This is a genomic window from Breznakibacter xylanolyticus, from assembly GCF_003254275.1.
In the GTDB taxonomy this organism is placed as follows: domain Bacteria; phylum Bacteroidota; class Bacteroidia; order Bacteroidales; family Marinilabiliaceae; genus Breznakibacter; species Breznakibacter xylanolyticus.
Genome location: NZ_QKZK01000006.1, coordinates 137,363 through 152,257, shown reverse-complemented (window position 1 = coordinate 152,257; position 14,895 = coordinate 137,363). Strand labels below are relative to the sequence as shown.

General features: G+C 52.0%; 9 protein-coding genes. All 9 read left to right on the top strand.

Going from position 1 to position 14,895, the window contains the following annotated elements:
* Positions 1-53 precede the first annotated feature (53 nt).
* Positions 54-662, top strand: coding sequence for a lipoprotein signal peptidase (locus tag LX69_RS05150; RefSeq protein ID WP_111444756.1), 609 nt, complete (start codon positions 54-56; stop codon positions 660-662).
* A gap of 2 nt (positions 663-664) precedes the next feature.
* Positions 665-1,273: a ribonuclease HII gene (locus LX69_RS05145; protein ID WP_394336308.1), complete on the top strand. Its 609-nt coding sequence runs from the start codon at positions 665-667 to the stop codon at positions 1,271-1,273.
* Positions 1,274-1,503: 230 nt separating this feature from the next.
* Positions 1,504-4,398: a bifunctional fucokinase/fucose-1-phosphate guanylyltransferase gene (locus LX69_RS05140; protein WP_111444755.1), complete on the top strand. Its 2,895-nt coding sequence runs from the start codon at positions 1,504-1,506 to the stop codon at positions 4,396-4,398.
* A gap of 13 nt (positions 4,399-4,411) precedes the next feature.
* Positions 4,412-6,001 (top strand): hypothetical protein, encoded by a 1,590-nt coding sequence (locus tag LX69_RS05135; RefSeq protein ID WP_111444754.1) that lies wholly within the window; start codon positions 4,412-4,414, stop codon positions 5,999-6,001.
* Between the two features lie 20 nt (positions 6,002-6,021).
* Positions 6,022-6,375 carry a dihydroneopterin aldolase gene (folB, locus tag LX69_RS05130; RefSeq protein ID WP_111444753.1) on the top strand — a complete coding sequence of 118 codons (354 nt, stop codon included), beginning with the start codon at positions 6,022-6,024 and terminating at the stop codon, positions 6,373-6,375.
* An 817-nt stretch (positions 6,376-7,192) separates the two neighbouring features.
* Positions 7,193-7,507, top strand: coding sequence for an L-rhamnose mutarotase (gene rhaM, locus LX69_RS05125; protein WP_111444752.1), 315 nt, complete (start codon positions 7,193-7,195; stop codon positions 7,505-7,507).
* Between the two features lie 159 nt (positions 7,508-7,666).
* On the top strand, positions 7,667-8,605 hold the full coding sequence (locus tag LX69_RS05120) for a glycoside hydrolase family 43 protein (RefSeq protein ID WP_111444751.1): 939 nt from the start codon (positions 7,667-7,669) through the stop codon (positions 8,603-8,605).
* Positions 8,606-8,670: 65 nt separating this feature from the next.
* Positions 8,671-11,562, top strand: a complete 2,892-nt coding sequence (locus tag LX69_RS05115) for a sugar-binding domain-containing protein (protein WP_221621281.1) — start codon at positions 8,671-8,673, stop codon at positions 11,560-11,562.
* A 510-nt stretch (positions 11,563-12,072) separates the two neighbouring features.
* Positions 12,073-14,877 carry a glycoside hydrolase family 2 protein gene (locus tag LX69_RS05110; protein ID WP_111444750.1) on the top strand — a complete coding sequence of 935 codons (2,805 nt, stop codon included), beginning with the start codon at positions 12,073-12,075 and terminating at the stop codon, positions 14,875-14,877.
* Positions 14,878-14,895 lie beyond the last annotated feature (18 nt).

Below are 14,895 nucleotides of genomic sequence, written 5' to 3'. Positions count from 1 at the left end.
AATATATCACCGTTCTTAACCATACGGCATTTGCCATCAATTTTGATATCTGAATGAAACAATCCACCCAAGCGATAGCCATTATTTTCGGCGTTTTATTATTCGACCAGGCTTTAAAAATTTGGATCAAAACTCACATGATGTTGGGTGATCATTTCCCCATTTTGGGTGATTGGTTTTACATTCATTTTGTGGAGAATAACGGCATGGCCTTTGGCATGGAGTTTTTTGGTACTTATGGAAAACTGTTTCTGAGTGTTTTCCGCATTGTGGCTGTGGGTGCCATAGGGTATTATTTGTACAAAATTATTCAACGCGGCACCACTGCCGGCATGGTGATTTGTGTATCGCTCATCATGGCCGGTGCCCTGGGTAACATCATCGACAGCGCCTTTTACGGGATGATGTTCAATCACAGTGAGTCGCAGATTGCGTCTTTGTTTCCTGCCGAGGGTGGGTATGCCTCGTTTTTACACGGCAAGGTGGTCGATATGTTTTACTTCCCCATTTGGCAAGGACGTTATTGGGATTGGATCCCTGTTTTAGGTGGGCAGAATTTTCTCTTTTTCCGTCCCGTGTTTAATGTGGCCGACTCTGCCATCACCATCGGGATTCTCTCCATTTTGTTGTTTCAACGCCACGTGTTCAACGAGAAACACTAATTGTGCCATCATTGCTCCCATATTTAGAACCGGGCCGAGTGGAGGCCGGGTGCGATGAGGCCGGCCGTGGTTGTCTGGCGGGGCCTGTGGTGGCGGCTGCCGTCATTTTGCCCGATGGTTTTTACCATCCCCTGCTCAACGATTCCAAAAAATTGACCGAAAAACAACGCGAGGCCTTGCGTCCTGTCATCGAACATGAAGCGATTGATTGGGCTGTGGCCTTGGTCGACAATGAGGAGATTGACCGCATCAACATTCTGAATGCATCCATTTTGGCCATGCATCGTGCGGTGGCTCAGCTAAAAGTGCTGCCTGATCATTTATTGATAGACGGCAATCGTTTTAAGCCCTATCCGCATGTGGGACACACCTGCGTGGTGAAAGGCGACGGGAAGTACGCATCTATCGCGGCGGCCAGTATTTTGGCTAAGACGCATCGCGATGCGTTCATGTGCATGGTACATGAACAATATCCGCATTACAATTGGAACGGAAATATGGGGTATCCCACTGCAAAACATCGCGAAGCCATTGCACGGCATGGCATCACTCCGTTGCATCGTCAAAGTTTTAAACTCCTGCCCGATAGTTCGCAGATGAGGTTGTTTTAACGTTGAATCAACTTGCTGCTGTCCCCCCCCCCCAAAAAAAAAAAATCCCACTATGGGTGACCTAGGATAATTTCGGTTTCTTTTTTTATCCGTGAAAACGAAATCAAGGGACTTTTGCACTCGTGCACTTTTGCACTTCTCCCAATATTCATGCTCCTGTGTGCCTTCCATCGTAATCATGAATGTTTCATTAAATTTGTCAACCTTATTTCCTCTCAATACCATTTCCCATGCAAAATGCACAAGAATTGAATCGTTGCCGAAAACTGCTTTCTTTGCCCGATAATCTGGTGCCTGTTTTTCATGATTTACAGGAAGTATCTAAGCCGGAATGGTTCGTGACTTGTGATCCGCAAGGACAAAAGGTTGGCTCCGGCGGAGGAACCGCCTGGCTGTTGGCGCAGGATAACCAATCGAATGGGGTCATGATGGATTGGCGCGATTATTTGTCGTCATCAAAAAAAATCATTATCCATGCCGGTGGACAGAGCCGTCGTTTACCGGCGTATGCTCCTTCGGGCAAAATTTTGACGCCCATTCCTGTGTTCCGTTGGAGCCGCGGCCAGCGAGTGAACCAAAATCTGCTTGACTTGCAGTTGCCTCTTTATGAGCAGTTGATGGAGTCGACTTCGCCCAACGTCAACACCATGATTGTGAGTGGCGATGTGTTGATTATGGCGCCTGAGCTACCGCCTGTGTTGCCGCAGGCCGATGTGATTTGCCTGGGAATTTGGGTTGACGCACATTTGGCATCGCGGCACGGGGTGTTTTTTGCATCGCGTCACCACCCGGCCGACCTCGATTTCATGTTGCAGAAACCCGATAAAGCAACCATCGAAAAATTGGCAGCCTCTCATCTGTTTATGATGGACATTGGCGTTTGGTTATTGAGCGATAGGGCTGTGGACGTTTTGATGAAGAAGTGCGGTTGGAATGGGGCTGCGTTTGACAATCGGGTGCCCGAATATTACGATTTGTATAGCACCTTTGGAACGGCTTTGGGGCAAAATCCTTCGGTGGTGGATCCCGATGTGGCGGCCTTGTCGGTGGCCATCGTTCCATTGGAAGGTGGTGAGTTTTACCACTACGGAACCAGTGCTGAACTAATAAGCTCCACCGAAAAGATTCAGAACCGGGTGCAGGATCAGCGTTCCATTCATCATCATCGGGTGAAACCCCATCCGTCGTTATTTGTGCTCAATGCGCGGGCGGAGCAGCGATGGGACGAATCGCATCATCACATTTGGATTGAAAACAGTCATGTTCCCGCATCCTGGGAGCTGACGCAGAATCATATCATCACCGGCATGCCCCAAAACGAGTGGGCATTGCATGTGCCCGATGGCATCTGTCTGGATATTGTGCCTGTTGAGGAATATCGCTATTGCATTCGCCCTTATCACATCAATGACCGTTTTAGCGGCAACCCCAATGACTCGCGTACGGCATGGATGAATCTTTCCGTGGTTGCCTGGCTGCAGCAGCGTGAATTGACATTGGTTGATGCCGGTTTGGACGGCGTGGATGACATCCAAAATGCGCCTTTGTTTCCCGTGCTGGAAGCCTCTCAATGGTCGGGTGCTTTTGTGCAGTGGATGATAGATGAGGTGCCGGCCTGCAATGAAGCTTTCCGGTCGTTATGGTTGACGTCGGCACGGTTGTCGGCCACCCAAATCAGTGCTGCTGCACGTCTGGATCGTTTGTATGAACAGCGACGGGCGTTCCGCCTCGAGAATTTGCCCTTGCTGGCCGCCAATCATCACCGGAGCATCTTTTATCAGGCCGATTTAAAGCAAGTTGCCAATGATTATATTAGTGGTCAATTGCCATTGCCGGCTTCATTGCCTGTCGATTTGCCATTGGTGACCCGCATGCAGGACGCCATGTTTCGAAGTGAAGTGTTGCGACAAACCGGGAATGGGGGGCAAGCCGAAGAGACAATGGCGTTTACCCATTTGCGGGAGCTGATTCTGTCATCGGCACATCAAAAAGAGATGCCTCGCCTCAATGTTTATACCGATCAAATTGTGTGGGGGCGTAGTCCTGTGCGTCTCGACTTGGCAGGGGGGTGGAGTGACACACCGCCCTTCTGCATCCAGAATGGCGGTGCGGTGGTTAACATTGCCGTTGATCTCAACGGTCAGCCGCCCATACAGGCGTTCGTCCGCCTGAGTGACTCGAACGATATTGTGTTGCGTTCCATCGATAACGGTGTGTCGGAGCGCATTACCACTTTCGATGAGGTGGGCGATTACACCAATGTGGGCTCGGCCTTTGTCATTGCCCGAGCGGCGCTTTGTTTGGCCGGTTTTCATCCCCGGCACTGCGCGGTTCCGTTTGCATCACTGCAGGAACAATTAATGGCTTTTGGTGGCGGACTGGAGATATCGCTGCTGGCTGCTGTGCCTAAGGGATCGGGGCTTGGAACCAGTTCAATTTTGGCCGCCACATTGCTGGGGGCTCTTTCCGATTTTTGTAGTCTGGCCTGGGATAAACAAACCATTTGCCATCAAACGTTGTTGCTTGAGCAGATGCTCACAACCGGCGGCGGATGGCAGGATCAGTATGGGGGCATCATTGGCGGCGTGAAGTTGTTAGAGACGCAGCCCGGCATTCAAACGCCCATGAGCATTCGTTGGTTGCCCGACCATCTGTTTGTCGATTATCAATATAAGGACAACTGGCTGCTTTACTATACCGGCATCACCCGAGTGGCCAAGAACATACTGGCAGAGATCGTGCGCGGGATGTTTCTCAACGAACAGGAACGGTTGATGGTGCTCAACCGCATTCGGCATCATGCCCGCGAGACATTCGATGCCATTCAGGGGCAGGATTATGCGCGCACGGCGGCCATGATCGGGCGGTCGTGGACGCTCAATAAGGCCCTTGATCCTGGCACCACTTCGCCCGAAATTGACGCCATGGTTCAACGCATTAGCGATTTTGCTATTGGGCAAAAACTGTTGGGTGCCGGCGGGGGAGGTTACATGGTGATTTGCGCCAAAGATGCGCACGCAGCACAGAATATCCGACAGATACTTATCGATAACCCATTGAACAATCGCGCCCGATTGGTGGAAATGTCTATCAACCGGGAGGGGTTGCAGGTGACTCGTTCTTAAAAAAAATCGTTTTATGTATTTACGTTCATGTTTTTTGACTTTTGTATGCTCATTGATGTTGGGATTGGATGGTTTTGCACAACAAACGGCAGGCCTTCAAATCGAAGCCTCAACCTCTGCCTTGCTCTCGTCCGATGAGATTCGTCCATTGTGGCTGGTGGCCAACCAATGGGGGCGACAGGCGCAATTTGGTCAATCGGGCGCGACGGCTTACGGCAAGGCTGCCTGGCAAGGGTCACCATTGGCGCATCTTAGCCTACAGGCCGGTGTGGCAGGGCTTTATCACAATGGAGAAAAAGGCTACCTGCACGAAGCTTATGTGGCCGGGAGGTATCGGTTCATCGATTTCTCGGCCGGGAAGATGGCTTTTTTACCCAATACCATCAACGACTCTCTCACCACCGGCATGTATCTGGGCAGCAGCAATGCCATGCCCATCCCGCGTTTGTGGCTGGGGATATTCGACTACACACCGCTGCCCTTTACCAACGGATGGGTAGAGGTTCGTGGTGCCGCATCGCACGGTTGGCTTGATGATGACCGAACTGAGCGGGGGCATCAAAGCGTGTTGCTGCACGAGAAATTTGCCTACATCCGTCTGGGTAAAACAAAAGTACAACCCTATGTCGGGCTGGTTCATTCGGCCCTTTATGGTGGCGAAGGCATTCCCGCTGACTTTTGGGCGACCTTCTTCGGGAGTGGATCCGAGGAGGTGGGAGGAGGCGAAGCCACCAACGCTGCCGGGGCACACATGGGGCTTTGGCACACGGGGGTGACCTTCTCGTGGGGCGAATGGAGTAACCATGTCTATTTTCAGGTGCCGTTTGCCGATGGCTCGGGCATGTACGTCAATTGGGGGCGTAACAAGGATTTCATCACCGGATGGGTATTGCAACGACCCGGCAAGCAGTTGTTTTCGTCATTGGCCATTGAGCTGATACGAACCGACTGGCAGAGCGGCCCCGGCACGCCTGACCCTTATGACCCGGTTGCTCAGGAAGGCATTTGGCCCGGCACCATTCCCAATGTGCAGGATTTTGTAGCGCAACGCCTTCCCGACATGGTCGATCAGGCTGCCAATTGGAGTGAGGACGATCTGTATCGTTATTTGCGTGACCGCTGGAACGGAGGGCATTTTTTTGGCGGGCGTGATGATAACATGAACAATGGCATGTATTATGCCGGCTGGACGTGGCAGGGCATGTCGTTTGGCACACCGATGTATCACACTGCCGACATGGCTGCAAGGTTTGCCCCTCAGTGGCGGCTCAATAACTCAGTCTATTTCATCAACACCCGCGTGCGTGCCATCAACCTGGCGGCATCGGGATGGCTGATGCCGCAGTTGAGGTATCGTGCCAAATTCACGGCATCGCGCAATTATGGAGCTTATGGTGAAGAGTTTCTGAACCGTTATTCGTGGGTGAGAACAGACGGTTACTATTTTGAAGAAGCCAAGAATCAGTTTTATAACCTGGTGGAGCTTGAGTGGATGCCCGCGCGTTTTGCCCACTGGCATCTCACCACCTCGTTGGGATACGATGCCGGCGATCTTTACAATGCCTTCGGTGGGGTTGTGACGCTGGCCTGGCGTTTGAATTAATGATTTGCTAAATATTTATCATGAACGGATTGATTGAACTCGAAGAGATGTCTTTTTATGCCTATCACGGCTGTTTCAAAGAAGAACAAGTGGTGGGCAACAAATTTGCGGTAAACATTTCGTTTATCACCAATTGCGGCCCAGCCTCAGCATCGGATCATTTGGCCGATGCCGTGAATTATGTCCACATTTACAACATTGCCAAGCGCGAAATGGCCATCAAGTCGCACCTGCTTGAGCATGTGGCCGGGCGCATCATCACGGCCATTCAAAAAGAATTTCCGCAAATCATGTCGCTCAAAGTGAAAGTCTCCAAGCTCAATCCCCCCGTGGGCGGGCAGATGAAACAGGTGAGCGTGACACTTGAGGGATAAAGGTTTTAGGTTTAATCGTTTCGGGTTGTTACACTTTAAACCCCATCAGCTTTAGACTTTAAAAGAGATAGCAGACAGCTCTCGGCCAATTTGGTGGAGGGCTGTTTCTATTTTGTGGATTTGGGCTTTACGCGGTTTGGTGTGACCGTGCAAATAGCTCCAAAGTTGTTTTCGGTTGATGCCCGTGAGGCGTTCGAGAGCAGCCGGGGTGATGATGCCCGAGTAGTATTGAAGTAGGATTTCGGTATCGAATTGATATTGAATTTTATATGGGGATTCTGGGGGATTAGTGAACCTCTGAGTCTCCTCTGTGAATTCTCTGTGTAATGATTCTCACGCAGATTACGAATAAACGCTGAGGCTAAGGCACTGAGTTCTTTTTTGTATCGCGATGTATTATTTTTTCAAAGAGCAACATTAAAATTCATCAGCAATCAGTTTTCATTGATAGATTATTGTCTATTGTTTGTCAACAAAACTGACGGAGTCTCTCCAACCGTGTTTGGCATTTTCGGGAATCGGGATGCCCTGAATGGATGGTGACGAATTGTTCACGCACGATAACACCAAAGCGTTGCGGAGGCTGATTTTTTGATTGTTTTCCGAACAATTTCAACCCATTCGTGCCCCCCGGCAACGATTTTTCATGGCACGTTGACACTATTTTTCTAACTTCTTAAACGGTTTTTAACAAACTTTGAGTTGTCATCCAACATGGCTTCTTGTGGGTAATTATACCCTGTGAGTTGCTTTGGGCGACGGTGATAAATCACTGTTTGTTGAACCGAACGATGTACGTTCTATAAAAATCTATCCAATGAAACGCTTTGCTTTTAAAATGTACCTCAAGCCCGGCATGAAAGCCGAATACAAAAAACGTCACGACGAATTATGGCCCGAGCTCGAAGCTTTGATTCGCTCGACCGGGGTGTTCGATTACTCCATTTTTTTAGATGAAGAGACCAACATCCTTTTTGGCGTGCAGAAGCAGGACGGCGAGCAGTCGTCGCAGGATTTGGGCGGAAACCCCATTGTTCAAAAGTGGTGGGCTTACATGGCCGACATCATGGAAACCAACCCCGACAACTCTCCCGTCACCATCCCCCTCGATGAGGTTTTTTATCTCAAATAAGTTTTCACGAGCCGATACACTTCGACTTTGAATTGCGCCATCAATAATCCTTGCAGTAGCTGCCTAAGGAATTATTGGCGAATGGCATGTGTAATTTAGAATATCAGCATCGTCCTTGAAATCCCCCTTTAGGGGACAAGGGGGCTTAAATCATAATCCATGAAACATCTTCTCATCCCCATTCTGGCACTTATCATCTCGCTGAACGCGGTGGCGCAACAGAAGCATTACCTCTTTTCCTACTTTATCAACAACGGGCAGGACGGTTTGCATTTGGCCTACAGTACCGACGGCCTCAAGTGGGAAGCCCTCAACAATGGCGGCTCATACCTCACGCCCGAGATTGGCCCCAACAAGCTCATGCGCGACCCTTGCATCATTATGGGAGCCGACAAGCGCTTTCACATGGTGTGGACATCGGGCTGGACAGACCGGGTGATTGGTTATGCCTCCTCAAAAGACCTGATCAATTGGTCGGCGCAGCAGGAAATTCCCGTGATGGCTCACGAGCCCGAAGCCATGAACAGCTGGGCACCCGAGGTTTTTTACGACAAGGCGAACAAGCAGTACCTTATTTTTTGGGCCACCACCATTCCCAACCGTCATTCGCCCATTCAAATGAGTGAGCGCGAGAACAAGTACAACCACCGCATGTACTATGTCTCCACGCGCGACTTCAAGACATTCAGCGACACCCAAATGTTCTATAACCCCGATTTCAGTGTGATCGACTGCACCATTCTCGAGAAGAACCGCAAGTTTTACATGTTTCTGAAAAACGAGAATCCAAATCCGGCCGAGAAAAACATTCGCCTGGCCGTGGCCGACCAAGCCGCCGGACCTTATCCGCTCAACGTGTCGGAGCCCATTACGGGCAATTATTGGGCCGAAGGCCCCACCGCCCTGCAAGTGGGCGAATACGTTTATGTCTATTTCGATAAATATCGTAACCATCAGTATGGAGCCGTTCGCTCTAAAGACATGGTCAACTGGGAAGATGTGTCGCACTTGTTGTCGATGCCCAAAGGCATTCGCCATGGCACCGTGCTCGAAGTGAAACCATCGGTGATTAAAAAGCTCACCCGCAAAACCCGGTAAAAACGCGACTCATCGCGTTTCCTGGTACATGGTCAATAATAATATGCATGCAAAAACATAACACAATGAAGTTGAGATGTCGTCCCATTTACGCATTCCTGTTTTGTCTGGGAATGATGTTTTCCGCGGTTACGCTAACCGCCCAAAACAGCCTCTCCCTCGATGGGGAATGGCGATTCCGCACCGATCGCGAAGACATGGGGGTGCAACAACGCTGGTTTGAACAATCGCTCACCGACCGTATTCAGTTGCCCGGCTCCATGCCCGAGCAAAACATTGGCGACGACATCACCCTCACTACCAAATGGACGGGTAGCATTTACGACAGCTCCTTTTATTTCAATCCCAAAACCGAGAAGTTTCGCCAGCCGGGTAACATCTTCATCCCCTTTTGGCTCACGCCTAAAAAGCATTACGTCAACGCCGCCTGGTACCAGCGCGACGTGACCATTCCAGCCGCCTGGAACGGACGCCGGGTGGTGTTTGAGATGGAGCGCCCTCACTGGGAAACCCGTGTGTGGGTTGATGGCAAAGAAGTGCCCGGCCTGCAAAACAGCCTGTCGGTGCCCCATCGCTGGGAGTTGAGCGATTATCTTACGCCCGGATCACATACCCTTACCATCCGCATCGACAACCGACTGAAGGAAATCAACGTGGGGCAAAACTCGCACAGTGTGACCGATCACACCCAGGGCAACTGGAACGGAACCGTGGGGCGTTTGGCTCTCGACAGCAAATCGTCCGTATTTATCAAGCACGCCCTACTTTATCCCGATCGCCAAAGCGGAAAGGTAAAAGCCGTGGTGGTGCTCAGCCAGGGCACACAAAAGCAGCCCGTGAAGGTGACCCTCAAGCCGTCGGCCATGAATTTTGATGCCAAAATGGTCTATAAACCTCAATCCTCGGCCTGGGTGACCGGCGACACCGTGGTGATGGAATATGCCATGGGCGCCGATGTGCGTTTGTGGGACGAGTTCACGCCCAACCTATACAATATGACCGTGACCGTAGCCCCCAAATCGGGAGGCAGCGATGTGCACACCGAGACCTTCGGGTTTCGCGATATCAAGGCCATGGGACAACAATTTGTGGTCAACGGTCGCCCCACTGTAATGCGGGGTACGGTTGAGAACTGCCAGTTTCCCAAAACCGGCTATCCGGCCATGGAGGAAGCTGAGTGGACCCGACTCATCAAGGTGTGTCGCGACTTTGGTCTCAATCACATGCGCTTTCACTCTTATTGTCCCCCCCGTGCGGCCTTTGTGGCTGCCGACAAGGCCGGGTTCTACCTTCAGGTCGAAGGGCCTGCCTGGGCCAACCACTCCACCACTTTGGGCGATGGCAAACCCGTGGACAATTACCTGATGGATGAGTACGAGCGCATTGTGGCCGAATACGGTAACCATCCTTCATTCATGATGTTGGCCTACGGCAATGAGCCACGGGGACGCGGGTCGCTGCCCTGGCTGGCCAATTTCGTGACTTACTGGAAAAACAAAGATCAGCGCTTTCTGGTCACCAGTGCCTCCATTGGCATGAGTGCCTGGCGCGTGACACCCGAGAGTGACTTCATTGTGCGATCCGGCGCCCGTGGCATCCCCTGGGAGAAGGGTGCCGAAACCATGTTTGATTACAGCAAGGGCGATGCCGCCAACTGGCCGCATCCCTACGTCTCGCACGAGATGGGGCAATATTGTGTGTTCCCCAACCTCGACGAGATAAAGAAATACGATGGCGTGATGAGCGCCCGCAACTACATGATGTTTGCGCAAATATTGGCCGATAACCACATGGCCGATCAGGCGCACGACTTGATGATGGCCTCCGGCAAACTCCAAACCCTCTGTTACAAGGCCGAGATTGAAGCCTCGTTGCGCACCCCTAATGCTGCCGGGTTCCAACTGCTGGGGCTCAACGACTTTTCGGGTCAGGGCAGTGCCATTGTGGGTATGGTCGATTCGTTTTGGGACGAGAAAGGCTATGTGACCGCCGGTGAGTTTCGCCGTTTTTGCAACGATGTGGTGCCCTTGGCTCGCATCCCCAAGTTTGTGTATCGGAACGATGAAACCTTTGATGCCGACATTTTGGTGGCCAATTACAGTGCTTCGCAGATGCCCAATCAGGATGTGTTGTGGCGCGTGACCGACGAGAATGGCAACTTTGTGAAAGAAGGGAAATTCAACAAACACATTGGCTACGGCAGCGGCTTGCCCCTGGGGGTGGCTCGCGTGATTCTGGCCGAGGTCAAGAAACCTTCGCGCCTGCGCCTCGAAGTGACCATTGGCGCCTATGCCAACGATTGGAGCTTTTGGGTTTATCCGGTGATCGAAAACATGCCTGCGCCGGCCGACGTGTATGTGTGCGACACCCCCGATGCCAAAATGTACGATGTGCTCGACAAAGGCGGCAAGGTGCTGTTGCTCTCGGGCAAGCACACTGTGCGCGGCAAAGAGGTGGTGCAATACTTCAAACCCGTGTTTTGGAACACCTCGTGGTTCAAAATGCGCCCGCCGCACACCACCGGCATCCTCGTTCAGCACAACCACCCGGCGCTGGCCGACTTCCCCACCGATTATCACAGTGATGTGCAGTGGTTCGACGTATCGCACCGCCAGCGCGTGATGGACTTGGAGGACTTCCCTCCATCGTTCCGCCCCATCGTGCAACCCATCGACACCTGGTTTTTGAGCCGGCGACTGGCCATGCTGTTCGAAGCCAACGTGGGCAAGGGCCGCCTGATGGTGTGCAGCATCGACCTCGACAGTCAGCTCAACGACCGTTTGGCTGCCAAACAAATGCGATACAGCATCCTCAATTACATGGCATCCGACAAATTTCAGCCCGCTGCGTCGCTCTCCCGTGAGGTCATTACCGGACTTTTTGAAGAGAAAAAAGTGGTGAAGGTCGAGATGGGCAAGGATGCGCCCGATGAAATCAAGTTCAACATCGGGCAGTAAGGGAGCCTCGGATCGTGGCAGTGCACCAACTGGGGGAGCATGCGCCCCCACATGAGGGGAGCATCTTCCTCCAGACCTGGGGAGCATACTCCCCTTAATGGGGGGAGCCCTATCCCCCGGGGCAGGGGCGCATGCTCCACCATTGTGACCCACTCAACGCGATTGTTGCGATGGTTTCAATGCTGCTTTAGTGGGTGGCACAATGCTACTGTTGTGACAGACGCAATGTGACCCGGGGAATCAATGTCGTTTAGCGATGAGATAAAGATGTCAGACAAAGAGACAGATGATGAGATGAAAACAGATGTATAGTTCCGTTCTCATCGTCTCTTCAGTCTAATCTATCTGTCTTTAGTCTAATCATCTTCTTTTCTCTTCTGTGTATCGCACTTGCTTAAAGACATTGACTGGCATTTCGTTATAATTTTCTTGATTAAAACGGATCATCAATATATCAGCCCTGTAAATTCTTGTGTCTTGATATTTACATCTTAATACTTTTTAAAACAAATGAAACACATCATCGCCTCTCTCTCCATATTGCTGTCGATGGCGCTTCAGGCGCAAAGCACCACTGAGGTGGTGTACCTGAGTGGCCGCGACAACCGCAGCACCGTGGAATGGGACTTTTTTTGTTCGGCCGGACGTAACAGCGGTCAGTGGCATAAAATAGTGGTGCCTTCGTGCTGGGAGCAGCAGGGGTTTGGTTGTTATGACTTTGGTCGTGCCTATTTTACCAATGGGGATAACTTTCGTTTTGCCGACGAAACCGGCATCTACAAAACCTCTTTTGAGGTTCCCAAATCGTGGGGCAACAAAAGGGTGCAAATCGTCTTCGACGGGGTGATGACCGATGCCCGGGTGACCATCAATGGCGTTATGGCCGGCGATACCCATCAGGGTGCCTTTTATCAGTTCAGGTACGATATCACCGACAAAATCAAAACAGGGATCAACACCCTGGAGGTGGCTGTGAGCAAAATGTCGGACAACCATTCGGTGAACCGTGCCGAGCGATATGCCGATTATTGGATTTTCGGGGGCATTCATCGCCCTGTTTATCTCGAGGTGTTGCCACAGGAATTTATTCAGCGCATGGCCATTGCTGCCGAAGCCGACGGATCCTTTCATGCCCGGGTGTATCCCGGCAACGTGGCCGCAGAACGTCAGGTGGTGGTTCGCATTCGCGATCATCAGGGGCAACTGGTGGGCGAAAGCATGGCCTCGGTACCTGCCGGGGCTCAGGTGGTGGATGTAAAAGGGATGGTGAAGAACCCCCGTTTGTGGAGTGCCGAAACGCCCAACCTTTACCGCGCCGAAGTGTCGCTGCTGGCCAGGGGCAAAACGCTCCATTCGCTCAACGAAACTATCGGTTTTCGCACCATTGAGGTGCGGCCTCGCGATGGCATTTATGTCAACGGCACCAAGGTGAAGATGAAGGGCATCAACCGCCACGTCTTTTGGCCCGAAACCGGGCGGACTGTCAATGCCGATGTCGATCTGATGGATGTGAAGCTCATCAAGGAGATGAACATGAATGCCGTTCGCTGCTCGCACTACCCTCCCGGCAAGGATTTCCTCAACATTTGTGACTCACTGGGGCTTTATGTCATTGATGAACTGGCCGGTTGGCAGGATGCTTACGATACCCCCGTGGGGCGCAAGCTGGTGAAGGAGATGATTGCCCACGACGTAAATCATCCTTCCATCATCTTTTGGAGCAATGGCAACGAGGGTGGCCACAACCGTGAGCTCGAACCCGACTACCAATTGTGGGATCATTCGAGCCGCGTGCTCATTCGTGCCCACCACCGTCCGGGCAACGAGCTCAACGGCATCGACTGCAATCACTACGAAGATTATTACAGTACGCGCGCCATCCTCGAGAAAGGCGATAATGTTTATATGCCCACCGAGTTTCTCCATTGTCAGGACGATGGGGGCGGGGGTGCCGGTCTGCGCGATTTTTGGGAATTGATGTGGCAGTCGCCCATGAGCGGCGGTGGCTTCCTGTGGGTGTTTGCTGATGAGGCGGTGGTGCGCACCGATATGCACAACCACATCGACGTCAATGGCGTAAATGCCAACGACGGCGTGGTGGGCCCTCACCGTCAAAAGGAGGGGAGCTTTTATGCCATTCGCGAAATCTTTACCCCTGTAAAAATCAACATGTCCAAACTTCCGGCTCCCTTCAACGGGACGGTGGCTGTGGAGAACCGATATCATTTCACCAACCTGAACCAATGCCGGTTTGTGGTTGAGTTGGTCAACTTTCAGCACCCCGATTCGCGTTTGAGTGGTTCGCTGGTGATGAAAACGCACACGGTGGCTTCGCCCGATGTGGCGCCTGTGGCTCATGGGGAGCTGAACCTGAATTTGCCTGCCGATTGGCCAAGTTATGACGCCATCCGCCTGAAATCGTATGACCCCCGGGGCATGCTGGTGGCCGAATGGACCTGGAAAACCCGTGAGACCCTGGCCATGGTGATGCCTTCTCAAACCCGGGTGGCAAAACCCGGCGTTGCCTTTGGCGATTCGGCCGGATATGTGAGTCTGAAGGCTGCCGGCATGGCGCTCATCATCAGTAAAGCAACCGGGTTGCTCGAGAAAATTGATACCGACTGGGATTACGACTTGCAATTTGGCAATGGCCCCATTCCCGCTGGCGGACAGGCGGTGTTGAAAAAACTCACCCATTTTGCCGATGGCGATAACCATGTGGTGGAGACCACTTTCGACGGGGTCTTGCAAAGCGCCCGATGGACCATGATGCCCAATGGCTGGGTGAAACTCGATTATCAATACTCGCAAAACGACTCGGCGCTCTTTGCCGGCATCAGCTTTACCTATCCTGAGTCGAATGCCATGTATGCCAAGTGGCTGGGCAAAGGACCCGTGCGCGTATGGAAAAACCGCACCACCGGAGGTACGCTTGACGTGTGGCAAAGCATCTACAACAACACCCAAACCGGAAGTGCCCCCTGGATCTATCCCGAGTTTAAAGGATATTTTGCCGATGTGGCCTGGATGGAACTGAGCACGGCCGAGGGAAAGGTATTGGTGGTGGCCGAGCAGGACGACCTGTATGTGCGTCTGTTCGATTTTTATGCCCTCACCGACAAAAACCCTCATCCGTCGTTGCCGGCCGGGAATCTCTCGTTCCTCGATGCCATTCCGCCCATTGGCACCAAAATGGCCACCGGTCTCTCGCGCAAAACCGAGCGACTGGGCCCCGACAGCGAGCGAAATGCACCCCTGGGAACTGTCAAGCGCACGCTTTGGTTCTACTTTGGTGAGCGTCCTGCCGACAAGTGAATTCAATTATTAAAATGT

Excerpts from the sequence above, each read along its gene's own strand:
- LX69_RS05110 (WP_111444750.1), top strand. The coding sequence starts at position 12,073 with ATGAAACACATCATCGCCTCTCTCTCCATATTGCTGTCGATGGCGCTT.
- LX69_RS05115 (WP_221621281.1), top strand. The coding sequence starts at position 8,671 with ATGAAGTTGAGATGTCGTCCCATTTACGCATTCCTGTTTTGTCTGGGA.
- rhaM (WP_111444752.1), top strand. The coding sequence starts at position 7,193 with ATGAAACGCTTTGCTTTTAAAATGTACCTCAAGCCCGGCATGAAAGCC.
- folB (WP_111444753.1), top strand. The coding sequence starts at position 6,022 with ATGAACGGATTGATTGAACTCGAAGAGATGTCTTTTTATGCCTATCAC.
- LX69_RS05140 (WP_111444755.1), top strand. The coding sequence starts at position 1,504 with ATGCAAAATGCACAAGAATTGAATCGTTGCCGAAAACTGCTTTCTTTG.
- LX69_RS05150 (WP_111444756.1), top strand. The coding sequence starts at position 54 with ATGAAACAATCCACCCAAGCGATAGCCATTATTTTCGGCGTTTTATTA.
- LX69_RS05120 (WP_111444751.1), top strand. The coding sequence starts at position 7,667 with ATGAAACATCTTCTCATCCCCATTCTGGCACTTATCATCTCGCTGAAC.
- LX69_RS05135 (WP_111444754.1), top strand. The coding sequence starts at position 4,412 with ATGTATTTACGTTCATGTTTTTTGACTTTTGTATGCTCATTGATGTTG.